Origin of the sequence: Terrabacter sp. LjRoot27 (assembly GCF_964254175.1) — a bacterium.
Lineage (GTDB): Bacteria > Actinomycetota > Actinomycetes > Actinomycetales > Dermatophilaceae > Terrabacter.
On record NZ_CAXUSS020000001.1, the window covers coordinates 2,619,928 to 2,644,705 of the forward strand.

The following is a 24,778-nucleotide window of genomic DNA, read 5'->3' on the forward strand; positions in this document are numbered from 1 at the left end:
GGCCCCACCCTGCCCACGGCTGCGCGGGCGCGCGAGCGCTTTTCGGGCGCTACCGCTTGCGGAGCAGGGCGAAGAACATCGCGTCGGTGCCGTGGACGTGCGGCCAGAGCTGGACGTAGGGCCCCTCGCCGAGACCCGTCAGCTCGCGACCGGACGCGTCGACGAAGAGCGGCCGTGCGTCGATGAGCTCCACGTCGTCGCGCCGCTTGAGGATGTCGGTGACGACGAAGCGTGTCTCGTTGAGGTGGGGGCTGCACGTGGCATAGCCGACGAGCCCTCCCGCCGCGGTGGCCTCGATGCCGGACTCGAGCAGCTCCCGCTGCAGCCCGGCCAGGGCCGCCACGTCTCCGGGGCCCCGCCGCCAGCGCGCCTCCGGACGACGCCGCAGCGCCCCGAGACCCGTGCACGGGGCGTCGATGAGGACCCGGCTGAAGCCGCCGGGCTCGAGCTCGCCGAGCTCGCGCCCGTCGCCGTGCCGCACCTTGAGGCTCGTGTCGAGCTCGCGCGCCTCGGCGCGCGCGGCCGCCAGGGTCTGCCAGACGAGGTCGGCGCGGTGCTCGCTGATCTCGTTGGCCACGAAGGGGATCCGGCGCTCGATGGCGAGGGCTGCGAGCAGCCCGGCCTTGCCGCCGGGTCCGGCACAGACGTCGAGCCACCGCTCGTGCTCGGCGGCCTCTCCCTCGGTGTCGGCAGCGGCCAGGGCGAGGACGAGCAGCTGGGAGCCCTCGTCCTGCACGGCCGCGCGACCGTCGCGCACGGCCGCGATCGCTCCGGGGTCGCCCTCGGGCAGCGTGGCACCCACGGGACTGAGCCCGGAGCGCTCCGCGCCGGCATCCTCGAGCTCGTCGAGCGAGGCGAGGCCCGGGCGCGCGACGAGCGACACCTTGGCGGCGGCGTTGTCGCTCTCCAGCAGCGCTGTCAGCGACTCCCCGACGTCGGTCGGTCCCGCGGCACCGTGCCCGATGAGCGCGGCCCTCAGGGCCTTGGCGATCCACACGGGGTGAGACGTGCGCAGCGCGAGGCACTCGACCGGGTCGGCGACGTCCCGGGTGACGAGGTCGGTCCACTCCTCCGGCTCGCGCTCGCTGATGCGCCGCATCACGGCGTTGACGAAGCCGGCGGCACCGGCGCCGTTGACCTGCCGCGCCAGGGCCACGGTCTCGTCGACGGCGGCGTGGCTGGGCACGCGCATGCCGAGCAGCTGGTGCGCCCCGAGGCGCAGCGTGTCGAGCACGTTGGCGTCGATCTTGTCGACGGGCCGACCGGCGGCCGACGCGATGATCGCGTCGTAGAGACCGGACAGGCGCGTGGCGCCGTAGACGAGCTCGGTGGCAAAGCCTGCGTCGCGGCCGCTGATCCGCTTCTCGCGCAACAGCTTCGGCAGCGCGAGGTTGGCGTAGGCACCGTCGGCGATCTCGCGCATCGCGGTGTAGGCGGCGAGCCTGGGCGCGTCGGTGCGCCGGGCCCGCTCTGACGGCCGCTGCTCGGACCGGTGACCGGCCGAGCGCTCCCGGGCCTGGGGCCGCTGGCGCTCTCCCCGGCGCCCGTCGCCCGGTCGTCCGTCGCCCTGTCGTCCGTCGCCCCGTCGCCCGTCACTCATCGCCGACCCGCTCCCCCGCCTCGATGCGCGTGCCTCGCGCCCAGTCGGCGGCCGGCATCGGCTTCTTGCCGTGCGCCTGCACCGTGCCGAGACGCACCGGCCCGGTGCCGGTGCCGACGAGGACGGCCTTCTTCGTCACCCGCAGCTCGCCGGCGCCGAGGGCGTCCACGGTGGACGCGTCGGCGCCGTCGGCGAGGGTCACCGGCGACACCTTGAGCCGCTCACCGCGGAAGGTGGTCCATGCGCCGGGCGCCGGCGTGCAGCCCCGCACCAACCGGTCGACGGCCGTCGCCGGACGGGTCCAGACGATGCGGGCGTCCTCGACCTCGATCTTCGGGGCGAGCGACACGCCCTCGGACGGCTGCGGCACGGCGACGAGGTCACCGGACTCGAGCCCGTCCAGGGTCGCGACGAGCAGGCCGGCCCCGGCTGCCGACAGCCGACCCAGCAGGTCGCCGGCGGTGTCGGTGGGCCGGATCGTCTCGGTCATGACGCCGAGGACGGGGCCGGTGTCGAGACCGCGCTCGATGACGAACGTCGACGCTCCGGTCACCGCGTCGCCGGCCATGATCGCGTGCTGGACCGGCGCCGCCCCCCGCCACGCGGGCAGGAGCGAGAAGTGCAGGTTGATCCAGCCGAGCCGCGGGATGGCGAGCGCGTCGGGCGGGATGAGGTTGCCGTAGGCCACGACGGGGCACGCGTCGGGCGCGAGCGCCGTGAGGGCCTCGAGGAAGTCGGGGTCCTTGACCCGTGCTGGGGTGAGCACCGGGATCCCGAGCTCGTCCGCCCGGCGGCGCACGGGCGAGGCCTCGAGCCGCCGGCCCCGGCCCGAGGGGGCGTCAGGGCGGGTGACGACGCCGACGAGCTCGTGGCCCGAGGCTGCGACGGCATCGAGGCTGGGCACCGCCGCCTCGGGGGTGCCTGCGAAGACGACTCTCATGTCACATCGCCCGGCCGAAGGTCGAGTGCGGGCTGATCCGCACCTCGGGTGGGTCCTCGGCGAACCACTCCGCTGCTCGGATGGCCCGCATCGCCTCGCGGCGTGCCTCGGGGTCGAGCCGGTCGAGGAAGAGGATGCCGTCGAGGTGGTCGGTCTCGTGCTGGACACAGCGCGCGAGCAGCTGGGTGCCCTCCAGCACGACGGGCTCCCCCCACATGTTCTGGCCCTTGGCGACGACGGACAGAGCGCGTCTGGTGTCGAACGCCAGACCCGGGATCGAGAGGCAGCCCTCGGGACCGTCCTGCTCCTCGTCGGAGAGGTCGAGGACGGGGTTGACGAGGTGGCCGAGCACGCCGTCGACCCAGTACGTGAAGACCCGCAGGCCGACGCCGATCTGCGGAGCCGCGAGGCCGGCGCCGGGGGCGTCGAGCATCGTGTCCTCGAGGTCCTTGACGAGCACGCGCAGCTGCTTGTCGAAGTCGGTGACCTCGGCGGCGGCGGTCCGCAGGACCGGGTCACCGAAGAGTCGGATGTCCTTGATCGACACAGGTCTCCAGGGGTCGGGAAAGGCGTGGGGCGCCGCCAGTCTAGGACCGCGGCGGCCCGTCGGCCTCGGTGCCGGCCGCAGCACCGGTCACGTCGCGGGTCGCGTCAGGCGTGGCTGCACCTCCGGGCGACCCGACCGCGGCCGGGTCCTCGCTGCTGCGCCCCAGCTCACGCACCGACCGCGACAGCAGCGCGGAGAGGGAGATGACGACGTAGACGGCGGCGCTGACGAGCATCAGCACCTCGGTGTCGACGGTCGTCGCGAGCCAGCCGTAGAGGAACGTCCCGATGGGGATGGCGACGAACGACCCGAGCGCGTCGTAGCTCGACACGCGTGAGAGCACCGAGACGGGGACGTGCTCGTGCAGGGCCGTGCTCCAGCCGACGCCGAAGACCTCCACGGCCGCGCCGGCGAGGAAGAACCCGATCGCGACGGGCACGATCGCCGGTGCGACGCCGAGGAGCACCATGGGGACCGCGAGCACGCAGATGGCGAGCATCCCGGCGCGCAGCGGTCTCCGCAGCTGCAGGCGCAGCATGACGATGGTCATCAGGACGGTGCCGACGGCCTCGGCACTGAGCACGACGCCCCACCCCGCCTCGCCGATCGAGGCGGACGACTTCGCGATGAGCGGACCGAGCACTCCGACGATGCCGGAGTGGATGGCGTTCGTCAGCCCGAAGACGAGGACGATGACCCACAGCCACTCGCGGCTCGTGAACTCGCTCCACCCCTCGCGCAGCTCACGCACCATCGAGTGCTGCGGGCCGCCTGCCTCCTGGGACCGACGGGGCAGACCGACGCGCGTCAGGCAGACGATCGCGACGACGTAGGTCAGTGAGTCGACGGCGAGGGCCCACCCGGGCCCGACACCGACGACGAGCAGGCCGGCGATCGCCGGTCCGATGATCGACAGACCACTGCGGCTGAAGGAGAGCAACGCGTTGGCCTGCTGGAGCCGTGAGCGGTCGACGACGAGCGGGACGATGCCCATCATCGCGGGCATCGTGAACGCCGACACCGCGCCGTTGACGCCCTCGATGACGGTCAGCTGGGTCAGCGTCGCGTCGCCGCTGATGATGAGGTACGCCGAGAGCGCCTGGGTGAGGCACGTCAGCACGTGTGAGACCTGGAGCACGACGATCCGCGAGAAGCGGTCGGCGACGACTCCCCCGACGAGGAGGAAGACGACCATCGTCAGGGTCCGCACGCCGAGCACCTGCGCGAGCGCCGCCGCCGACTGGTCGATGTGGAGCACGGCGAACGCGAGGGCGACGGGCACCATGACCGAGCCGGCCGTCGAGACCGTCCGGGCCGCGAAGTACCACGCGAACCTGCTGTCGGACAGGGCGCCCAGCGACTCCCGGACCTTCATGACGTCTCCTTCCCGTCGCGGAGGCGGAAGGCGGCCACGGACAGGGCGGTCCGGATGGTGCCCTCGGTGCGTGGCGGGCGTGCCGACGCGTGCAGCAGGGCGCTCGCCTCGTCGACGAGCGCCGTGACCTTCTCCCAGACCTCCGGCTCGACCCAGAGGTCGGCGTCGGTGAAACGGCTCTGCGTGCCGGGAGCGAGCTCGAGGAAGCGCCGCGGGATCATGTCGGCGAGCACCCGCACGTCGGCGAGCCGGTCCTCGTCCCGCGCGGCCTGCGGACGCACGACCGCGGCGTCCCACGGGTGGCGGTACTTCTTGGCCTTGCCGCCGCGCACCGTCTCCTCCCCCGCGACCTCGAGCAGGCCTGCGGCGTGCAGCAGGCGCAGGTGGTAGCTGGCGTTGGCCTGGGTGACGTCGAGCTCGCGTGCGACCTCGGCCGCGCTCAGCTCGGCGCCGGTCAGCAGCGAGAGCATCTGCAGCCGCAGCGGGTGGGCCGTGGCGCGGAGCTCGCTGATCCGCTCTTCCTCCAAAGACATGTTTGGGAGTATGCCGTCCGGCCGGGTCGACCGTCAAGCATTCCTTTGGAGGTCGTCCCGCGCTCGGTCCGAAGGCTTCAGCCCTGGCCGTAGGCGAGGTGCACGACGCCGCTGTCGTAGGCCTCGGTCTCGAGCAGTCGCAGCCCCGTGACGCCCTCGTCGGCGAAGAGCCGCTCCCCCGCGCCGAGCACGATGGGGAAGACGAAGAGGTGCAGGCCGTCGACGAGCCCGTCCCGCAGCAGCGCCCGGACGAGCGTGCCGCTGCCGCTGACGTAGAGCGACCCGTCCACCTCGTCGCGCAGGCCGCGGATCACGTCCGCGTCGTAGGGGCCCAGGACGCGGGAGTTGTTCCACTCGGGATCGCGCAGCGTCGAGGAGACGACGTTCTTGCGGGCGCCGTTGAAGAAGGACGCGCCGGGGTCGTCGTCGTCGCTGCGGGCCGACCAGGCGGGCGCGAACATCTCGTACGTCCGGCGCCCGAGGAGCAGCTCGGACCCGGTGCCGGTGAGGCGCGCGATGGCCTCGCCCATCTTCGGGTCGAAGGGGAACTCGGCCGTCCAGCTCGGGCTCTCGTACACCCCGTCGAGCGAGATGAACTCGTGGACCTCGATGCGTCCCATGCGCTGCCTCCTGTCGGTCGTGGTGCTCAGTCGGTGGGCTGGTCGTCGCGCTCGACGTCGAAGGTGAAGCCCTGCTCCCGCAGCCGCTCGACGAGGACCTCCCCGAGCGCCGTCGCGGGCGTGCAGACACCGCTCCGTCGCGGCAGTCCGTCGTCGAGGGCAAGGGCCAGGGCGGTCTGGCCGAGCATGACCGCCGTGCCGCCGTAGCCCGGGTCGTAGTCGGCCCCCACGCGGGTGCGGTAGCGCGCACCCGTCGTCGTCGTCGAGCGGATCTCGAGCCGGAAGCGGCCTGCGGCCTGAGCCTCCGGGCTGGGACCCTCGCCGGGCCTGGGCAGGAAGCGGTCGATGACGGCCCGGGTCGGACGGAACGCCATGCCTGCCACCACCCCGCCGAGCCCGACGGCCATGCCACCGGCGAGGACCGGCGACATCGGGCCGGAGCCGAAGTCGGTCGCCTCGCGGTAGCGCAGGTCGCGGCCGTAGGACCAGTCGGTGAGCGTGTTCGACAGCCGCACGATGCGCGTGTTGAACGACGCCATGACGAACGGCCCGGTCCAGCGACCGGTCGACGGGTCGCGGTCGACGGGCACGAGCCGACGGAGCCGACCGAGGACGCCGGTGGCGGGGCGACGACCCGAGGACGGCTCCTCGGAGCGTCGGGGGCTGAGCGCATACGAGTCGCCCAGCACGCGGCGGGCGCCTGCGTCGGCACGGGCCGTGATCGCCTGCTGGCGGGCGGAGTCGATGGTGCCGCCGGAGAAGCCGCCCTTGAGCGAGCGGACGAGCAGCGTCGTCTCCGCCAGGGTGCCCTCACCGTCCGCGGCCACGCGCTGGGCCGTCGTGAGGACGCCGAGGTCGGAGGGGATGGAGTCGAAGCCGCAGGCGTGCACGATGGCGGCGCCGGTCTCGCGGGCCCGGGCGTCGAGCTCGTCGAGGGACCACCGGACGAAGAGCACCTCGCCGGTGAGGTCGGCGTAGTGCGTCCCTGCCTCCGCACAGGCACGCGCGACCTCCTTGCCGTACGAGGCGTACGGGCCGACGGTCGTGGCGAGGACGCGCGTGCGCCCCGCCAAGGCGCGGAGGGCGGGAGCGTCGGTCGCGTCGACGGCCACGAGCTCCCAGCCGGCCGCGGCCCGGCCGAGCTCGATGCGCAGGGCCTCGAGCTTGGGGCGCGACCGGCCGGCCAGGGCGATCCGCACGTCCGGCCCGGCGTGGGCGGCGAGATGGGCGGCGGTCAGGGCCCCGACGAAGCCGGTGGCGCCGGAGAGGACGATGTCGAGCTCGCGTTCGGGCATGCCGTCACTCTGTCACGACGGCGTCCCCGTGACGCCACGGAGACGCCCGCGAGACGCCGGCGAGACATCACCGGAGACCCGACGGCGGGTCAGAACGTGTCGAGCGGGTCGACCCGCACCGCCACGACGTCCGCCTCCTTGCGCGCCGAGCGAAACGCCTTGAGCGCCAAGAGCGCCCGGGTCAGGGACTCCGTCTCTGAGGCAGGCACCCGCACGAGCACGTGGTGGTCGGCGACGGCACGCTCGGGCTCCCCGTCGACCGCGGATCGACGGGGCGGGGCACCCGCGTGCGAGAGGCGGACCGGACCGAGCACCTGGGCGGCTGCGGGGAGGTCGGCCTGCTCGAGCGCCTCCTCGAGGGCGCGCCGGCCACCGGTCAGCTGGGCCACGCGCACGGCCGGCGGGAGGCCGAGCTCACGCCGCTCCGCCAGCTCACGGGCCGCGAGCCACGCGGGGTCCCATCGCACGAGCGCCTCGACAGCAGGCAGCGCGACGGCCTCCGGGGCGCCGCTCAGCACGACGGCACGCCCTTCGCGGGCCAGCGCGGCCGCAGCCATCCACCGGCGCACCGCCTCGAGGGGCGCATCGAGCACGGGAAGGTCGAGGCTCGCCCACGCGTCGAGCAGCAGCACCGCGGTGTAGCCGCCGTCGGCGACCGGCTCGGCTCCCGGGGTCGCGATGACGAGGGACGGTTCGCGCCCGACGGCGGCGAGCACCTCACCGGAGCCCGACGTGTGGACCGGGAAGCCGGGGAAGGCGCGGCCGATCTCCTCGGCGGTGCGCCGGGCGCCCGTGACCGACGAGCGCAGGCGTCGCGACCCGCAGTGCCCGCACTCGAAGCCGTGTCCGGTCAGTGCCAGCCCGCACCACCGGCAGGCCGGGGCCGTGCCCGCGGCACCGAGGGCGACCGGGCCCTGGCATCGGACGCACCGCACCGGTGTCCGGCACTCGGCACAGCTGAGGGAGGGCAGGTAGCCCCGCCGCGGCACCTGCACGAGGACCGGTCCGTCGACGAGGGCGTCCTTGGCGACCCGCCACGCCCGGGAGGGGATGTGGGCCCGAGCCGCCGGGCCGTCGCGCTCCTCGTCGACGCCCTCACCCGCGATGGTGACGCGGGGGGCAGCTGCGCGCACGGTCGGGGCGTCCGCCTCGACGGGCACGAGGGCGCCCGCCTCGACGGCGACCTGGACGCGCAGGCTCCGCCCGAAGCCTCCGGTGAGCAGGGCCGCCCCCGTCGCGGCCGCCCGCAGCCCGAGCACGACCCCCACGTGGTGGTAGGGGGCACGCGGCTCGGCGAGCAGGTCGTCACCGTCGTCCCACCAGGCCACGAGCCCGAGGTCGTGCACGGGGGCGAAGGCGGCCGCGCGGGTGCCGACGACGACCCGGACGTGGCCGCGCAGCACCTTGAGCCAGGCGGTGTAGCGGGCCTGCGGGCCCTGGTCGGACGTCAGCCGAACGTGCCGTCCCTTGCCGAGGACGGCGGTCAGGGCCGCGTCGAGGCGGTCGACGTCGCGATGGTCGGGCACGACGACGACCGCGCCCCGCCCCGCGGCCAGCGCCGTGGCCACGGCGACGGCCAGGGCAGCCGGCCAGTCCGCGTCTCCCGCGCGTGCCGGCAGTGCGGCCCACGCCGCGGCGGGAGCCTCACCGGAGGCGACGCGACGCAGCCACGCCGGACCCGCCGGGTAGGCGGCCCACGGCCCGGGGTCCGGCGCGGCGAGCTCGTCCTGGGGCGGGCACTCCATCGCGAGGTTGCGCTCGGCCGTGGCGTGGCGCTTCGGCACCGCGAGGCGCAGGACGTCGCTCAGCGTGCCGGCATACCGGTCGGCGACGGCGCGGCAGAGGGCGAGGACCTCGGGGGTCAGCACCGGCTCGGGACTGACGACCCGGCGCAGCGGCGTCAGGCGGCCGTCGTGCTGCGGCCGATCCCGTCGCTCGACGACGAAGCCGTCGAGCTCACGGCCCGAGAAGCGCACACGCACCCGCGCACCGGGGACTGCGGTCGCGTCGAGCTCCTCCGGCACGGCGTACTCGAAGACGCGGTCGAGGTGCGCGAGCGGGGTCTCCACGACGACGGCAGCGACCGGCCGTCCGGCCGGTCGCTGCTTGGTCTCGTCGTCGCCCACGGGGGCGAATCTAGCCTCAGCGGGAGACGGCCGTGCGCAGGGCCTCGACGCGGTCGGTGCGCTCCCACGTGAACGGGTTCTCGACGCCGTCGGCCTTGGTGCGGCCGAAGTGGCCGTAGGCGGCCGTCGGGCGGTAGATCGGGCGGAGCAGGTCGAGCGCGTCGACGATGGCGGCCGGGCGCAGGTCGAAGACGTCGCCGATGGCCTGCTGGATCTTGTCGACCGGGACGGTCTCGGTGCCGAAGGTCTCGATGTAGAGGCCGACGGGCTGTGCCTTGCCGATGGCGTAGGCGATCTGGACCTCGCAGCGACGGGCCAGACCCGCGGCGACGACGTTCTTGGCGACCCAGCGCATGGCGTAGGCGGCCGAGCGGTCGACCTTGCTCGGGTCCTTGCCCGAGAAGGCGCCGCCGCCGTGGCGGGCCATGCCGCCGTAGGTGTCGACGATGATCTTGCGTCCGGTGAGACCGGCGTCGCCCATGGGTCCACCGATCTCGAAGCGGCCGGTCGGGTTGATCAGGGCCCGATAGGCGGAGACGTCGAGGTCGGTGCCGCTCTCGCGCAGCTCGGCGAGGACGGGCTCGATGACGTGGGCCCGGATGTCGGGCTCGAGCATGCCCTCGAGCGACACGTCGGGGGCGTGCTGGGTCGAGAGCACGACGGTGTCGAGGGAGACGGCGCGGTCGCCCTCGTAGGCGATGGTGACCTGCGTCTTGCCGTCGGGGCGCAGGTAGGCGAGCTCGTCGCTCTTGCGCACCTGCGTCAGGCGCTCCGAGAGGCGGTGCGCGAGGTGGATCGGCAGCGGCATGAGCTCCGCCGTGTCGTCGCACGCGTAGCCGAACATCAGGCCCTGGTCACCGGCGCCCTGCTTGTCGAGCAGGTCGTCGACGTCACCGGTGCGGTGCTCGTGCGCCGTGTCCACGCCCTGGGCGATGTCGGGCGACTGCGCGCCGATGGAGATGGAGACGCCGCACGTGCGACCGTCGAAGCCCTTCTGCGAGCCGTCGTAGCCGACCTCGAGGATGGTCTCGCGCACGATCTTCGGGATCTCGACGTAGGCCGTCGTGGACACCTCGCCGGCGACGTGGACGAGTCCGGTCGTGACCATCGTCTCGACCGCGACGCGCGCCTGCGGGTCGTCGGTGAGCAGCGCGTCGAGGATCGAGTCGCTGATCTGGTCGCAGATCTTGTCCGGGTGTCCCTCGGTGACGGACTCGGACGTGAACAGACGTGCGGACACTTGCTCTCCCTCGGTCGGGTGCGGAGTTGGTGCGGGTGGTTCGGCGGCCCCGGTCCTGCGGATGGCAGGCCATGCTGGGGCGAGAGTCTAGTGCTCAGTCCAGCAGGGGCGAGATGGTGTCCCACAGCGCGTCGGCGACGGCGTCCTTGGATGCCGGTCCGACCGTCGTCGCCTCGTCGTTGCCGCGGCGGAGCAGGTGCACCGTCGTGTCGTCCTTGCCGAACGTCAGGTCGGTGCCCACCTCGTTGACGACCTGCAGGTCGCTGCCCTTGCGGGCGAACTTCGCGCGCGCGTGGTCCATGACGCTGCCCCGGGCGTCGCCCGTCTCGGCGGCGAAGCTGACGATGAAGGGCGTGGCCTCTCCACGCGCCTCGCGTGCTGCGACGAGACCCCGGACGATGTCGGGGTTCTCGACGAGCTCGACCCGCAGGCCGGCGTCGGGGTCCGAGGACTTCTTGATCTTGCTCTCGCTCACGTGTGCCGGGCGGAAGTCGGCCGGCGCGGCAGCCATGACGACGACGTCGGCGTCGGCCGCCGCGTCCTCGACGGCGCGCTGCAGCTCGAGCGTCGTCTCGACACGCACGACGTCGATGCCCTCGGGCACCGGGAGAGCGACGTTGGCGGCGACGAGGGTGACCTTCGCCCCGCGGCCGGCGGCGGCGCGCGCGATGGCCACGCCCTGCTTGCCGGACGAGCGGTTGCCGAGGTATCGCACCGGGTCGAGGGGCTCGCGCGTGCCGCCGGCGGACACGACGACGCGGCGACCCTCGAGGTCAAGCGGCGGCTCGCCCGCCACGACGGCGCCGTCGCCCGACACGATCGCCAGGCAGGCGGCATACAACGCCTCGGGCTCGGGGAGCCGGCCGGCGCCGCTGTCCTTGCCGGTGAGGCGTCCGACGTCGGGGTCGATGACGTGCGCCCCGCGCGAGCGGAGCGTGGCGACGTTGGCCTGCGTGGCCGGGTGCTCCCACATCTCCGTGTGCATCGCCGGCGCGAAGGCGACCGGGCACCGGGCGGTGAGCAGGGTGTTGGTGAGGAGGTCGTCGGCGAGGCCGTGCGCGGCCTTGGCGAGCAGGTCGGCGGTGGCCGGGGCCACGACGACGAGGTCGGCGGACTGGCCGATGCGCACGTGCGGGACCTCGTGGACCGACGCCCACACCTCGGTGCTGACGGGCTTGCCCGAGAGGGCCGACCACGTCGGCGCCCCGACGAACTGGAGCGCCGCCGCGGTGGGGACGACGGTGACGTCGTGCCCGTGCTCGGTGAAGAGCCGGAGCAGCGAGCACGCCTTGTAGGCGGCGATGCCGCCACTCACCCCGAGGACGACGCGCATCGGCTGCTCCGGACCCGTCGGGTGGCTCAGGCCTCGGTGGGCGTCGAGGTCAGCAGGCCCTCGTTGATCTCGCGCAGCGCGATCGACAGCGGCTTCTCGTGGACCTCGGTCTCGACGAGCGGGCCGACGTAGTCGAGCAGGCCCTCCTGCAGCTGGGAGTAGTAGGCGTTGATCTGGCGCGCGCGCTTGGCGGAGTAGATGACGAGCGCGTACTTCGAGTCGGCGGCGGTCAGGAGGTCGTCGATCGGCGGGTTGGTGATGCCGATGGGAGCAGCCTGGGTACCGGACACAGTGATCTCGTTTCGTTGGTTTCAGCGGGCTTGAGGTGCGTGCCGCGACGTCGACGGCGGTGCGGTCGTATGCCGTCGGCTGGCACACATCACGTCGGGACTCACCGGTCGGCGCGTCCCGATCTCATCAATGATACGAGTTCTTCGCTGGCCCGACGAACATCGTCGTTGACGATGACCTCGTCGAACTCGCTCTGGGCGGCCAGCTCGGCCCGCGCGGTGGACAGGCGGCGCTCCCGCTCGGCCTCGTCCTCGGTGCCGCGGCCGACGAGCCGGCGGACCAGCTCGTCCCAGCTCGGCGGCGCGAGGAAGACGAAGAGCGCCTCGGGCCACGTGTCGCGCACCTGGCGGGCACCCTGCAGGTCGATCTCGAGCAGGGCGTCGCGGCCCTCGCGGATGACGCGCTCGACGGGACCCCGGGGGGTGCCGTACTTGGCGGCCCCGTGCACGACGGCGTACTCGAGGAACTCCCCCGCCTCGACGAGGCGGTCGAACTCGTGGTCGTCGACGAAGTGGTAGTGCACCCCGTCGACCTCGCCCGGACGCGGCCGGCGGGTCGTCATGGAGACGGAGAACCACACGCCCGGGAAGTGCGTGCGCACGTAGGCCGCGATGGTGCCCTTGCCGACGGCGGTCGGGCCGGCCAGCACCGTGAGACGGCCACGCCGGGGGCCGGCTGCGTCGTGCTGGGGCTCCGCGGGCGTCGTCGGGTCAGCCGACATCACGGCTTCTCGAAGCGGTGGAGCAGGGCTGCGACCTGGTTGGCCCCGAGCCCACGCACGCGGCGCGACTCGGCGATGCCGACCTCGGCCATGATCGCCTTGGCGCGGACGCGTCCGACGCCGGGCATCGACTCGAGCAGCTCGGTGACCTTCATCTTGCCGATGACCGGGTCGGCCTTGCCGTCCTCGAGGACCTCGGCGAGCGAGCCGCTGGAGTACTTGAGCCGGTTCTTGACCGCTGCTCGCTCCCGACGTGCGGCTGCAGCCTTCTCGAGTGCTGCGGCCCGTTGCTCAGGGGTGAGCGGTGGAAGCGCCACGGTCTTCGGTCTCCTCGCTGCCTGCGGGGAGCGCCCTGCGCCCCCTGCCGTTCTTCACGTCTCGCGTGTTGTCTCCGCCGAACCTAGCGATCCGGCCGTCCGCGCCGCAACGCGGGGGCCCAGCCCGACGGCCGCCCGTCCCGCTCTGCTCAGCTGCCGAGGTCGATCCCGCACGTCTCCTTGGCGTGGGTCTCGATCCGCTTGGCCGAGCTCTCGAAGCCCTGCATCTGCTTCGTCAGCGCCGTGAGGTCGGGCTGGTCCACCGTGAACTTCGCCACGAGGGCGTGCAGCGAGGCCCAGTCGGCCTTGACCTCCTCGGGGGCGCTCGCCTCGACCTGCGTGATGGTGGCGACGAACCGGGCCGCGGCGGCGGGGTCCTTGAGCGTCGCGCCCGCGTCCTTCCAGTCCGCCTCGGCGGTCGTCAGGGCGTCGCAGTAGGAGCCGGTCGACCCCGACGAGCAGGCGCCGAGGGAGGTCGCCGAGAGGAGCAGCGCGAGCGCCACCGAGGGGCCCCTGCGCATCGCGGTCGTTCGCATCCCCACACCGTATGCCGTGGGGTCGGCGCCGGTCCCGCGACTGCCCGAAGCGAGTCGCTCCGGCCGGTGGAGAGCCGGTGACGTTTGGAGCCACCCCCGGGGGCGTGGGGAGCCCGGGGGCCCGGGGTCAGGAGATGTCGAGGTTGCAGGTCGCCTTGGCGTGCGCCTCGATCTTCGTGCTGGAAGCGTCCATCTTCGCCGTCGCAGCGGTGACGGCGCTCTTGTCGCCCGACGCCGCGGCGTCGACGAAGGCGATGAGGTCGCCCCAGGCCTGCTTGACCTCGTCGGGTGCGGCGGCCTCGATCTTCTCGAGCACGACCTTGCCCTGCTCGAGGGCGGCCTTGTCGCTGATCTTCGACGACATCGACTCGAGCTCCCTCTGCCCGGACTCGAGCGCCGTGCAGTAGGCGGAGTCGGCTCCGGACGGGGCACTCGTCGTGCTCGGAGTCGCGCTCGGTGCCGAGGACGCGGATGACGAGCTGCTGCCGGCTGCGGTCGTCGGCGGGGCGCTGGAGCCGCACGCGGTCGCGAGCGGGATCGTCGCGGCGAGGGCGACGGTGGCGAGCAGTCGGCGTACGCGTGGAGTGTGAGTCATGCCACATCGCATACCCGGCTGGGAACGTGCTGTGACACGGCTGGGAACGTCAGGTCGACCGGAGCGTCTCGGCGACCTCCGCCGTCCGGGCGACGAGGCGGCGCGGATCGGGACCGGCGCCGAGGATCTCGCGGCTGGACGCGGCGAGCACCTGACCGCGGGCTGCGCCGAAGGTCGACGCGAGCGACTCGACGGTGCCGCCCTGGGCTCCGAAGCCCGGTGCGAGCACCGGCGTCGCGGCTTCCACGAGGTCGAGCCCGAGGTCGTGCACGGCCGTGCCGACGGTGGCGCCGATGACGAGTCCGATGCTGCCGAGCTCGCCCCGGCCTCGCGCCGGGGCGTTGTCGCCCGCGGCGCCGTCGACGACGGACGCGGCAACGGACCGGCCGTCGCGGACCGCGTGCTGGACTGAGGCGCCCTCGGGGTTCGACGTCAGGGCGAGGACGAAGAGCCCACGGCCCGTCTGCTCCGCGAGGTCGATCGCGGGACGGAGCGACTCGTAGCCGAGGTAGGGGCTCACGGTGAGGGCGTCCGGTGGGGCGACGGCGTCCGGGCCGAGGTAGGCCTCGGCGTAGGCGCCCATCGTCGACCCGATGTCGCCGCGCTTCGCGTCGAGGACGGTCAGGGTGCCTGCCTCGCGCAGCTCGGTGAGCACCCGCTCGAGCACGGCCAGGCCGCGGCTGCCGAAGACCTCGAAGAAGGCCGACTGAGGCTTGACGGCCGCGACCCGGCCGGCGAACGCCTCGACGCAGGTCAGGGCGAAGCGCTCGAGGCCGGCGACGTCGTAGGACAGGCCCCACGACTCCACGAGCCCCCGGTGGGGGTCGATGCCGGCGCACAGCGGCCCGTGGGTCTGCATGGCGTCGTGGAGGCGGGCCCCGAAGGCCTTGCTCATCGTCGGTCTCCGTTCACGGTGTCAGGTGGCTCGTCAGCGGCCGTGGGCCACGGCGACGGCATCGGTGAAGTGCTCGAAACCCTTGGCGTCGAGCAGCTCGCAGAGCTCGCGCAGGACGCGGACCGGCGCCGAGGGGTCGTTGAAGACCGCGGTGCCGACCTGGATCGCGCTCGCGCCGGCAGCGACGAGCTCGAGGGCGTCACGACCCGTGCGCACTCCCCCGACGCCGATGATCGGCACGGTGGGGATGCGCCCCTCGAACATCGCCTGGCGCACCTGCCAGATGGCACGGACCGCGACCGGCCGGATGCCCGGACCCGAGAGGCCGCCGGTGACCCCGCCGAGCTGCGGCCGCATCCGGTCGGTGTCGATGACCATGCCGAGCAGGGTGTTGATCATCGTCAGGCCATCGGCGCCGGCCTTGACGCAGGCGGCCGCGATGGCGGTGATGTCGGTGACGTCCGGGCTCAGCTTCGCGAACACCGGGATGTCGCGCGGGAGCTGCTCGCGCACGAGCGCGATGACCTTGGCCGAGGCCAGCGGGTCGCAGGCGAAGACCAGTCCGCGGTTGGCGACGTTGGGGCACGAGATGTTGACCTCGACGCCGATGACGGCGTCGAACGCCCGGCTCGCGCGCAGCGTCGCCGCGACGTGGGCGTACTCGGTGCTCGAGCTGCCGGCGATCGAGGGCAGCACGCGCGCCCCCACGGACTGGAGCCACGGCAGGTCCTCGTCGACGAACGCCTCGATGCCGGGGCCCTGCAGGCCGATCGAGTTGAGCATCCCCGACGGGGTCTCCGCCATGCGGGGCGTGCCCCGGCCGGAGCGCGGGTCGGCCATGACGGACTTCGTGACGAACGCGCCGAGGTCGGCGACGTCGAAGAAGCGGTGCAGCTCCCTGCCGTTCGCCGCGCAGCCGGAGGCGGTCATGAGCGGGTTGGGCAGCCGGTGGCCGCCCCCGAGGTCGATGGAGAGGTCCACCATCAGTGACCACCCACCTTCGGGGCGCCGACGGCATCGTCCGGGACGCGCGCATGACCTCCGTCGAAGGCGTCCCAGCGGACGCGGTCCCCGCGGAAGACGGGTCCCTCGACGCACGAGCGCACCATCCGGGTCCTGCCGTCGGAGCCGACGACGGGCATGACGCACGTCATGCACACGCCGACGCCGCAGGCCATCGACTCCTCGACGGCGACCTGTGCGACTGCGCCGTGCGCCTGGGCGACCCGGGTGATCGACTCGAGCATCCCCATCGGACCGCAGCCGTAGACGACGCCCGCCTTCGTGCGCTCGATGATCTCGGGCAGCGGGTCGCTGACCCAGCCCTGCTGACCGGCGGAGCCGTCGTCGGTCGTCACCGTGACGCCGTCGCAGCTGCGGCGTGCCTCGACGACGCCGAAGAGGCGGTCCTCGCTGGCGGCGCCCAGGACCATCTCGACGTGGCAGCCGCGCTCGCGCAGCTCGCCGGCGAGCCAGAAGAGGGGCGCGCTGCCGTAGCCGCCGCCGACGAGGACGCAGGCGACGGGCTCGGTGGGCAGCGGGAACGCCTTGCCGAGGGGGCCGACGACGTCGATGGTGTCGTGCGGCGCGCGGTCGACGATCCATCGCGTGCCGGTGCCCACCGCCGAGACGACGATCTCGACGGTGCCGCCGTAGGTGCCGCTCGGGCTGACCTTGTGGATCGAGAAGGACCGGCGCAGCAGGGTGCCGGACGTCTCGCCGCCGACGGCCAGCGCGACGAACTGGCCCGGGCGGGCGAGCTCGGCGACGCCGGGGGCGACGAGGGTGAGGTGCTGGTAGGCACCGACCCGCCGGGTCGCGATGACCTCCGCGACCTCCTGGGTGACCCGGGCCCGCAGCTGGCGCTCGCTCATGCGGTCGCTCCGGCCGTCGCCGTGGCTTCCGCCGATGCCGTCGGCGTCGCCGTGGACCGCGCCGTGGTCGCTGACGTGGTCGCTGACGTGGTCGCTGACGTGGTCGCTGAGGTGGTCGCTGCCGTGCCGCGTCCGTAGAGGTCGAGGTCGCGCGCGTGGTCCTGCAGCGACTTGACCCGGATCTCCTCGGTGAGACCCGCCTCGATGCCGAGGACGGCGGCGGCGAGCGTCGCGATGGTCGTGATGATCGGCTTGTCGGCGCTCGTCGTCGCGGCACGGATCGCGTAGCCGTCGGCACGCGCGTCCTGCCCCGACGGCGTGTTGACGACCATCTGGACCGTGCCCTCACGGATGAGGTCGACGATCGACTTCTCGCCCGGCGCGTCGCCGTCCCGCTCGGTGATCTTGCGGACCAGCGTCGCCGGGATGCCGTTGCGCTTGAGCACCGCGGCCGTGCCGCTCGTCGCGAGGATCGTGAAGCCGAGGTCGACGAGGCGCTTGACCGGGAAGAGCATGGCGCGCTTGTCGCGGTTGGCCACCGACACGAAGATCGCACCGGAGCGCGGCAGCGCCGACCCGCCGCCCTGCTGGGCCTTGGAGAAGGCAGAGCCGAAGTCGACGTCGATGCCCATGACCTCGCCCGTCGAGCGCATCTCGGGGCCGAGGAGCGAGTCGACCGCGACGCCCTCCTTGGTGCGGAAGCGCTTGAAGGGCAGGACCGCCTCCTTGCACGAGACGGGTGCGTGGTCGGGCATCCGGCCGCCGTCGCCGGTCGGGGGCAGCATGCCCTCCTCACGCAGCTCCTTGATCGTGGAGCCGAGCATGACCCGGGCCGCGGCGCTGGCGATGGGCACGCCCGTCGCCTTGGCGACGAACGGCACGGTGCGCGAGGCGCGTGGGTTGGCCTCGATGACGTAGAGGATGTCCTGGGCCAGCGCGAACTGGACGTTCATGAGGCCGCGGACGCCGATGCCCTCGGCGAGCTTGCGCGTCGCGATGCGCACGCGCTCGAGCTCGCCGTCGCCGAGCGTCGCCGGCGGCAGCGTGCACGAGCTGTCGCCCGAGTGGATGCCGGCCTCCTCGACGTGCTCCATGATGCCGCCGAGGTACATGTCCTCGCCGTCGAAGAGCGCGTCGACGTCGATCTCGATGGCGTCGTCGAGGAAGCGGTCGATGAGGATCGGGTGGTCGGGCGAGGCCTCGGTCGCCTTCTCGACGTAGGTCACGAGCGAGTCGTCGTCGTAGACGATGACCATGCCGCGGCCGCCGAGGACGTAGGACGGACGCACGAGCACCGGGTAGCCGATCTCTCGCGCGACGACGAGGGCCTCGTCCGAGCTGTAGGCCGTGCCGTGCTTCGGGGCGATGAGACCCGCCCGGGACAGGACCTGACCGAACGCACCACGGTCCTCGGCGAGGTGGATCGCGCTCGGCGACGTGCCGACGATCGGGACCCCCTCGTCCTCGAGCGCCTGCGCGAGACCGAGGGGCGTCTGCCCACCGAGCTGCACGATGACACCCGCGATCGGGCCGGCCTGGCTCTCGGCGTGGATGACCTCGAGGACGTCCTCGAGCGTCAGCGGCTCGAAGTAGAGACGGCTGCTCGTGTCGTAGTCGGTCGACACCGTCTCGGGGTTGCAGTTGACCATGACCGTGTCGAATCCCTTGTCGCGCAAGGAGAACGACGCGTGGACGCAGGAGTAGTCGAACTCGACACCCTGACCGATGCGGTTCGGGCCCGAGCCGAGGATGATGACGGCGGGGCGATCGCGTGGCGCGACCTCGGTCTCCTCGTCGTACGAGCTGTAGTGGTAGGGCGTCGTCGCGGCGAACTCGGCCGCGCACGTGTCGACGGTCTTGTAGACCGGGCGCACCCCGAGGGCGTGGCGCACGCCGCGGACCACGGCTTCCGGCATACGCCGGACGGACGCCACCTGCGCGTCGCTGAAGCCGTGGCGCTTGACGAGGCGGAGCAGCTCCGGCGTCAGCTGGGGGGCGTCGGCGAGCATCGTCGCGACGTCGTTGATGAGCGCGATCTGGTCGAGGAACCACGGGTCGATGCCGGTGGCGTCGTGGACCTCCTCGACGCTGCACCCGCCGCGCAGCGCCTGCTGCACGAGCACGATGCGGCCGTCGGTCGGGACCGTGGCCTCCTCGAGCGCCCGCTCGGCGGCGGCCTTGGTGATCTCGCCGTCCCAGTGGAAGCTCGCGCCCTTCTTCTCCAGCGAGCGCAAGGCCTTCTGCAGCGCCTCGGTGAAGTTGCGCCCGATCGCCATGGCCTCGCCGACCGACTTCATCGTCGTCGTCAGCGTCGGGTCGGCCGCCGGGAACTTCTCGAAGGCGAAGCGCGGCACCTTGACGACGACGTAGTCGAGCGACGGCTCGAAGCTCGCCGGGGTCTCGCGGGTGATGTCGTTGGGCACCTCGTCGAGCGTGTAGCCGATCGCCATCTTCGCCGCGATCTTGGCGATCGGGAAGCCGGTCGCCTTGGAGGCCAGGGCGCTCGACCGCGAGACGCGCGGGTTCATCTCGATGACGATGATGCGTCCGTCGTCGGGGTTGACGGCGAACTGGATGTTGCAGCCGCCGGTGTCGACGCCGACCTCACGGATGACGGCGATGCCGATGTCGCGCAGCCGCTGGTACTCGCGGTCGGTGAGCGTCAGGGCCGGCGCCACGGTGATGGAGTCACCGGTGTGCACGCCCATCGGGTCGAGGTTCTCGATGGAGCAGACGACGACGACGTTGTCGGCGTGGTCGCGCATGACCTCGAGCTCGTACTCCTTCCAGCCGAGGATCGACTCCTCGAGGAGCACCTCGGTCGTGGGGCTGTACTGGAGGCCGGCGCCGCCGAGGAGGCGCAGGTCCGCCTCGTCGTAGGCGAAGCCCGACCCGAGGCCGCCCATCGTGAACGACGGGCGCACGACGACCGGGTAGCCGAGCTCGTCGGCGGCCGCGAGCAGCTCGTCCATCGAGTGGCAGATGAGGGACTTCGCGGACTCCGCGCCGCACCGCTCGACGACACCCTTGAACTTCTCGCGGTCCTCGCCGAGCTGGATCGCCTCGACGTTGGCGCCGATGAGCGGGCAGCCGTACTTCTCGAGGACGCCGTTGTCGTGCAGGGAGATCGCGCAGTTGAGCGCCGTCTGACCGCCGAGGGTGGCGAGCACGGCGTCGGGACGCTCCTTGGCGATGATCGCCTCGACGACCTCGGGGGTGATCGGCTCGACGTACGTGGCATCGGCGAACTCGGGGTCGGTCATGATCGTCGCGGGGTTGCTGTTGACGAGGATGACGCGGATGCCCTCCTCGCGCAGCACGCGGCAGGCCTGGGTGCCGGAGTAGTCGAACTCGCAGGCCTGGCCGATGACGATCGGGCCGGACCCGATGACGAGGACGCTCTTGATGTCGTCGCGCTTGGGCATGTTAGTTGCTCCCGCTCTGCTCGTGGCTTGCTTCGCTCGCGTGTCCGGCGCTCTTGTGCGTAGCGCCTTCCCTCCTCGGCTCGCTCGCTTCGCTCGCATCGCTCGTCTGTCCGGGCGCTACGCGCGCCGGACCGTTCTGCTGGGTGGTCTTGCCAGTGCCGCCGGCTTCCATCAGCTCGATGAAGCGGTCGAAGAGGTAGGCGGCGTCGTGCGGTCCGGCCGCGGCCTCGGGGTGGTACTGGACGGAGTAGGCGGGACGGTCGAGGCACTCGAGACCCTCGACGACGTCGTCGTTGAGGCACACGTGCGAGACACGCACGCGGCCGTATGCCGTGTCGCTGTCCTCGTCGAGGGGCGCGTCCACGGCGAAGCCGTGGTTGTGGGCGGTCACCTCGACCTTGCCGGTCGTGCGGTCCATGACCGGCTGGTTGATGCCGCGGTGGCCGTACTTCAGCTTGTAGGTGCCGAAGCCGAGGGCACGCCCGAGCAGCTGGTTGCCGAAGCAGATGCCGAAGAACGGGATCCCCCGGTCGAGCACCTCGCGCAGCAGCGCGACCTCGCGCTCGGCGGTGGCCGGGTCACCGGGCCCGTTGGAGAAGAAGACGCCGTCGGGGCCGGACTCCCCCACCGCGAGGACGTCGTCGATCGTCGCGGTGGCCGGCAGCACGTGCACCTCGATGCCGCGCTGCGCCATGAGCGCCGGCGTCATCGCCTTGATGCCGAGGTCGACGGCCGCGACGGTGAACCGCTTGTCGCCGACGGCCGGGACGGCATACGGCTCGGTGGTGGTGACCTCAGCGGCGAGCGCGGCGCCCGCCATCTGGGGGCTCGTGCGGACCGCGTCGAGCAGCTCCGCCTCGGGGCGCGCGGCGGCGTCACCGCTGAAGATGCCGACCCGCATCGCGCCGCGCTCGCGCAGGTGGCGTGTCAGGGCACGCGTGTCGATGTCACAGATGCCGACGACGCCCTGGTCGACGAGCTCGTCCTCGAGGTCGCGGGTGGCACGCCAGTTGGACGAACGGATGGCGGGGTCGCGCACGACGTAGCCGGCGACCCAGATGCGGGTGCTCTCGTCGTCCTCGGTGTTGACGCCGGTGTTGCCGACGTGCGGGGACGTCATGACGATCACCTGCCGGTGGTAGCTCGGGTCGGTCAGCGTCTCCTGGTAGCCGGTCATGCCGGTGGAGAAGACCGCCTCGCCGACGGTCTCGCCCAGCGCGCCGTAGGACGACCCGCGGAAGGAGCGGCCGTCCTCGAGGACGAGGGTCGCCGCCACGCGAGTGCGGGTGGGCCACCCGTCACGGCTGGGCACGGTCAGGGGGGTCTGGGTGGTCACAGGTCTGCTCCCGAGGTCGTCGCGTTCGTCAGTTCTCGTCGGGTGCCCGCGCCGTTGCGGACGTCGTGGGTGACGCGTCCCGCGTGGACCGTCGCGAGGACGGCTCCGCGCAGGGTGCGCCCGTGCCACGGGTTGTTGCGCGAGCGGCTGCGGCTCGCGGCGGCGTCGACCGTGATCTCGCGGTCAGGGTCGACGAGGGTGATGTGGGCGGGGCTGCCGACGGCGAGCTCCCTTCCCTGGTGGGCGAGCCCGCCGATCCGGGCCGGGGCGGTCGACATGACGCGCGCCACGTCGGCCCAGTCGAGCAGGCCCGGTCGCACGAGGACGTCGCTGACGACCGAGAGGGCCGTCTCGAGGCCGAGCATCCCGAAGGCTGCGTCGACGAAGGCGTGCTCCTTGTCGTGGCGGGCGTGCGGCGCGTGGTCGGTGGCCACGGCGTCGATGGTGCCGTCGGCGAGGGCTGCGCGCAGGGCCTCGACGTCCTCGGTCGGGCGCAGCGGCGGGTTGACCTTGTAGACGGGGTCGTAGCCCAGGAGCAGGTCGGTCGTCAGCGCGAGGTGGTGCGGCGTGACCTCGGCGGTGACGTCGATGCCCTGGGCCTTGGCCCAGCGGATGACCTCGACCGTGCCGGCGGTCGAGACGTGGGCGACGTGGACGCGGGAGCCGGTGTGGCGGGCGAGCATGACGTCGCGCGCGACGATCGACTCCTCGGCGATGCCGGGCCAGCCGGGCAGGCCGAGCCGGCCCGAGACCTCGCCCTCGTGGCAGCAGGCCTCGCGGCCCGCGAGGCGAGGGTCCTGCGCGTGCTGGCTGACGACGCCACCGAAGGGCTTGACGTACTCGAGCGCCCGGCGCATGATCCGCGCGTCGTGCACGCAGTGGCCGTCGTCGCTGAAGACCCGCACCCTGGCCCGCGAGCGGGCCATGAGACCGAGCTCGGCGAGCTCGGCGCCCTCGAGGCCCTTGGTCACGGCGCCGACCGGGACCACCTCGGTGAGCCCGCAGGCGCGCCCGAGGTCGAGCACGCGTTCGGCCGCCTCGGCGGTGTCGGTGACGGGGCTCGTGTTGGCCATGGCGAAGACGGCGGTGAAGCCGCCGGCGGCCGCCGCGGCCGAGCCGGTGGCGATGGTCTCGGCGTCCTCGCGGCCCGGCTCACGCAGGTGGACGTGGAGGTCGACGAGGCCGGGCAGCGCGACGAGTCCGTCGGCGTCGAGCACCTCGGCGTCCGAGGGTGCCGAGACCGAGCCGACCTCGGTGATGACGCCGTCCTCGACGAGCAGGTCGGCCGAGTCGGCGCCGAGCAGGCGGGCGCCGCGGATCACGAGGCGGGTCATCGGACGGCTCCTTCACTGGGCGCGGTGGCGGCGGTGGCGGCGGTGGCGGCGGTGGCGGCGGTGGCGGCGGTGGCGGCGGGCACTGGCGCGGGCGTCTCCTCGCCGGCGAGCAGGTGGTAGAGCACGGCCATCCGGACCGCGACGCCGGCCGAGACCTGGTCAAGCACGACCGACTGCGGGGAGTCGGCCGCCTCGGGGGCGATCTCGAGGCCGCGGTTCATCGGGCCGGGGTGGAGCACGAGCACGTCGTCGTTGCGGGCGACGAGCCGCTCGAGCCGGTCGCGCGTCAGGCCGTAGCCGACGGTGTACTCGCGCGCCGTCGGGAAGTAGCCGCCGCTCATCCGCTCGCGCTGGACGCGCAGCATCATGACGGCGTCGACGGGGCCGTGCTCGCCCTCGCCGTCGAGGACGGGGTCGAGGTCCCAGCTCGTGGCGAAGCCGTCGGCCGCGCTCCACGCCCCGATACCGCTCGGCATGAGCGTGGGCGGAGCGACGACGGTGACGCGTGCGCCGAGGGTCTTCAGCGTGATGACGTTGCTGCGGAAGACCCGGGAGTGGGTCAGGTCGCCGACGATGACGACGTGCTTGCCGTCGAGGTCGCCGAGGCGGGTGCGCAGCGTGTAGGCGTCGAGCAGGGCCTGCGTCGGGTGCTCGTGGGTGCCGTCGCCCGCGTTGATGACGCTGCACCGGACCCACTGCGCGACCTGGTGGCAGGCGCCCGACGCGTTGTGCCGGATGACGAGGGCGTCGACGGCCATGGCGTCGACGGTCATGGCCGTGTCCCGCAGGCTCTCGCCCTTGCTCGTCGAGGAGCCCTTGGCCGAGAGGTTGATGGTGTCGGCCGACATCCACTTGCCCGCGATCTCGAACGAGCTGCGGGTGCGGGTCGAGTCCTCGAAGAAGAAGTTGATGATCGTGCGCCCGCGCAGGGTCGGCACCTTCTTGACCTCGCGTCGCTGGAGGTCGTGCATCGAGGCCGCGGTCTCGAGGATGTCCTCGACCTCGGCGCGGCTGAGGTCCGCGGAGGAGATGAGGTGCTTGGTCATCGCGCGTCACCCCCGCTGATCCGCACGATGTCGAGACCGTCGACCTCGGCGACCCGGACGTGGACGCGCTCGTCGCGGGAGGTGGGGAGGTTCTTGCCCACGTGGTCGGCGCGGATCGGCAGCTCCCGGTGGCCCCGGTCGACGAGGACCGCGAGGCGCACGGCGCGGGGACGGCCGAGCTCGGAGAGCGCGTCGAGGGCGGCGCGGATCGTGCGCCCGGAGTAGAGGACGTCGTCGACGAGGACGACGACCTGGTCGTCGATGCCGCCCGCCGGGATGCGCGAGCGGTGGGCCGTGCGCACCGGGTTGCGGCGCAGGTCGTCGCGGTGGAGCGTGATGTCGAGCTCGCCGACGGGGATCGCGGTCCCCTCGACCTCCTCGATGCACGCGGCGAGACGGCGCGCGAGCGGGACCCCGCGCGAGGGGATACCGAGGAGGACGAGCCCCTCGCTGCCCTTGTTGCGCTCGAGGATCTCGTGACCGATGCGCCGCAGCGCCCGGGAGATGTCCCCCTCGCTCATGACGTCGCGAGCGTCCTCGGGGATGCTCGAGCGATCTGTCGATGACTGGTCGGGTGCACTCAGGTCAGGGCAGGGCATCGCCGCTGGACCTCCTTCCCCGCCTCACAGGACGGTGGTTAAAGGATGTCTTCGCGAGGGAGTCTAACGCGGCCCCGCTCCCCGGCCGACACCGGTCCGCCCCTCGGCACGGCGCCACCCGCGGTGTCGGTCCGCGGAGCCCCTGCACCCGGGACGCCGCGAAGCCACCCGCGCAGGGGTGGCTTCGAGGAGTCGTGCAG

Annotated in this window: 23 protein-coding genes; all 23 read right to left on the reverse strand. The window is 72.9% G+C overall.

Translation table 11 applies throughout. From position 1 onward, the window contains the following. Positions 1 to 49 precede the first annotated feature (49 nt). Positions 50 to 1,600, reverse strand: a complete 1,551-nt coding sequence (locus tag ACSQ2D_RS12290; protein WP_435986226.1) for an RsmB/NOP family class I SAM-dependent RNA methyltransferase — start codon at positions 1,598 to 1,600, stop codon at positions 50 to 52. After that, positions 1,593 to 2,540, reverse strand: coding sequence for a methionyl-tRNA formyltransferase (gene fmt, locus ACSQ2D_RS12295; protein ID WP_435986227.1), 948 nt, complete (start codon positions 2,538 to 2,540; stop codon positions 1,593 to 1,595). The genes ACSQ2D_RS12290 and fmt overlap by 8 nt, the downstream gene beginning before the upstream one ends. 1 nt (position 2,541) lies before the next feature. Beyond that, complete coding sequence (gene def, locus ACSQ2D_RS12300; RefSeq protein WP_435986228.1) at positions 2,542 to 3,087, reverse strand: peptide deformylase; 546 nt, start codon at positions 3,085 to 3,087, stop codon at positions 2,542 to 2,544. 40 nt (positions 3,088 to 3,127) lie between these two features. Then, positions 3,128 to 4,462: an MFS transporter gene (locus ACSQ2D_RS12305; protein ID WP_435986229.1), complete on the reverse strand. Its 1,335-nt coding sequence runs from the start codon at positions 4,460 to 4,462 to the stop codon at positions 3,128 to 3,130. Then, positions 4,459 to 4,995, reverse strand: a complete 537-nt coding sequence (locus tag ACSQ2D_RS12310; RefSeq protein WP_435986230.1) for an ArsR/SmtB family transcription factor — start codon at positions 4,993 to 4,995, stop codon at positions 4,459 to 4,461. Before ACSQ2D_RS12310 ends, ACSQ2D_RS12305 begins: the two co-directional genes overlap by 4 nt. Before the next feature lie 77 nt (positions 4,996 to 5,072). Beyond that, positions 5,073 to 5,615, reverse strand: a complete 543-nt coding sequence (locus ACSQ2D_RS12315) for a dihydrofolate reductase family protein (RefSeq protein WP_435986231.1) — start codon at positions 5,613 to 5,615, stop codon at positions 5,073 to 5,075. A 26-nt stretch (positions 5,616 to 5,641) separates the two neighbouring features. Then, a complete protein-coding gene (locus ACSQ2D_RS12320; protein ID WP_435986232.1) occupies positions 5,642 to 6,910 on the reverse strand; it encodes a saccharopine dehydrogenase family protein in 1,269 nt (422 codons plus the stop codon). 89 nt (positions 6,911 to 6,999) lie between these two features. Further along, the gene (locus ACSQ2D_RS12325) at positions 7,000 to 9,036 is read right to left on the reverse strand and encodes a primosome assembly protein PriA (protein WP_435986233.1); all 2,037 of its coding nucleotides are present in this window, start codon (positions 9,034 to 9,036) and stop codon (positions 7,000 to 7,002) included. A 16-nt stretch (positions 9,037 to 9,052) separates the two neighbouring features. Continuing rightward, complete coding sequence (metK, locus tag ACSQ2D_RS12330; protein WP_435986234.1) at positions 9,053 to 10,276, reverse strand: methionine adenosyltransferase; 1,224 nt, start codon at positions 10,274 to 10,276, stop codon at positions 9,053 to 9,055. 94 nt (positions 10,277 to 10,370) lie between these two features. Beyond that, a complete protein-coding gene (gene coaBC / locus ACSQ2D_RS12335; RefSeq protein WP_435986235.1) occupies positions 10,371 to 11,609 on the reverse strand; it encodes a bifunctional phosphopantothenoylcysteine decarboxylase/phosphopantothenate--cysteine ligase CoaBC in 1,239 nt (412 codons plus the stop codon). Positions 11,610 to 11,635: 26 nt separating this feature from the next. Beyond that, positions 11,636 to 11,899, reverse strand: a complete 264-nt coding sequence (gene rpoZ / locus ACSQ2D_RS12340) for a DNA-directed RNA polymerase subunit omega (RefSeq protein ID WP_020143994.1) — start codon at positions 11,897 to 11,899, stop codon at positions 11,636 to 11,638. Positions 11,900 to 12,000: 101 nt separating this feature from the next. After that, a complete protein-coding gene (gene gmk, locus ACSQ2D_RS12345; RefSeq protein ID WP_435986236.1) occupies positions 12,001 to 12,621 on the reverse strand; it encodes a guanylate kinase in 621 nt (206 codons plus the stop codon). Then, positions 12,621 to 12,938: an integration host factor, actinobacterial type gene (mihF, locus tag ACSQ2D_RS12350; RefSeq protein ID WP_435986237.1), complete on the reverse strand. Its 318-nt coding sequence runs from the start codon at positions 12,936 to 12,938 to the stop codon at positions 12,621 to 12,623. The genes gmk and mihF overlap by 1 nt, the downstream gene beginning before the upstream one ends. A 149-nt stretch (positions 12,939 to 13,087) precedes the next feature. After that, complete coding sequence (locus tag ACSQ2D_RS12355) at positions 13,088 to 13,474, reverse strand: hypothetical protein (RefSeq protein WP_435986238.1); 387 nt, start codon at positions 13,472 to 13,474, stop codon at positions 13,088 to 13,090. Between the two features lie 127 nt (positions 13,475 to 13,601). Further along, a complete protein-coding gene (locus tag ACSQ2D_RS12360) occupies positions 13,602 to 14,069 on the reverse strand; it encodes a hypothetical protein (RefSeq protein WP_435986239.1) in 468 nt (155 codons plus the stop codon). A gap of 49 nt (positions 14,070 to 14,118) precedes the next feature. Next, entirely contained in the window at positions 14,119 to 14,964 is an 846-nt protein-coding gene (gene pyrF / locus ACSQ2D_RS12365) for an orotidine-5'-phosphate decarboxylase (RefSeq protein WP_435986240.1), read from the reverse strand. A 33-nt stretch (positions 14,965 to 14,997) separates the two neighbouring features. Further along, positions 14,998 to 15,948, reverse strand: a complete 951-nt coding sequence (locus ACSQ2D_RS12370) for a dihydroorotate dehydrogenase (protein ID WP_435986241.1) — start codon at positions 15,946 to 15,948, stop codon at positions 14,998 to 15,000. After that, the gene (locus ACSQ2D_RS12375; protein ID WP_435986242.1) at positions 15,948 to 16,838 is read right to left on the reverse strand and encodes a dihydroorotate dehydrogenase electron transfer subunit; all 891 of its coding nucleotides are present in this window, start codon (positions 16,836 to 16,838) and stop codon (positions 15,948 to 15,950) included. Before ACSQ2D_RS12375 ends, ACSQ2D_RS12370 begins: the two co-directional genes overlap by 1 nt. After that, on the reverse strand, positions 16,835 to 20,263 hold the full coding sequence (gene carB, locus ACSQ2D_RS12380) for a carbamoyl-phosphate synthase large subunit (protein WP_435986243.1): 3,429 nt from the start codon (positions 20,261 to 20,263) through the stop codon (positions 16,835 to 16,837). The genes ACSQ2D_RS12375 and carB overlap by 4 nt, the downstream gene beginning before the upstream one ends. A 1-nt stretch (position 20,264) precedes the next feature. Further along, complete coding sequence (carA, locus tag ACSQ2D_RS12385) at positions 20,265 to 21,599, reverse strand: glutamine-hydrolyzing carbamoyl-phosphate synthase small subunit (protein ID WP_435986244.1); 1,335 nt, start codon at positions 21,597 to 21,599, stop codon at positions 20,265 to 20,267. Further along, positions 21,596 to 22,933: a dihydroorotase gene (locus ACSQ2D_RS12390; protein ID WP_435986245.1), complete on the reverse strand. Its 1,338-nt coding sequence runs from the start codon at positions 22,931 to 22,933 to the stop codon at positions 21,596 to 21,598. The genes carA and ACSQ2D_RS12390 overlap by 4 nt, the downstream gene beginning before the upstream one ends. After that, complete coding sequence (locus ACSQ2D_RS12395; RefSeq protein ID WP_435986246.1) at positions 22,930 to 23,979, reverse strand: aspartate carbamoyltransferase catalytic subunit; 1,050 nt, start codon at positions 23,977 to 23,979, stop codon at positions 22,930 to 22,932. The genes ACSQ2D_RS12390 and ACSQ2D_RS12395 overlap by 4 nt, the downstream gene beginning before the upstream one ends. After that, on the reverse strand, positions 23,976 to 24,578 hold the full coding sequence (pyrR, locus tag ACSQ2D_RS12400) for a bifunctional pyr operon transcriptional regulator/uracil phosphoribosyltransferase PyrR (protein WP_435986247.1): 603 nt from the start codon (positions 24,576 to 24,578) through the stop codon (positions 23,976 to 23,978). Before pyrR ends, ACSQ2D_RS12395 begins: the two co-directional genes overlap by 4 nt. Positions 24,579 to 24,778 lie beyond the last annotated feature (200 nt).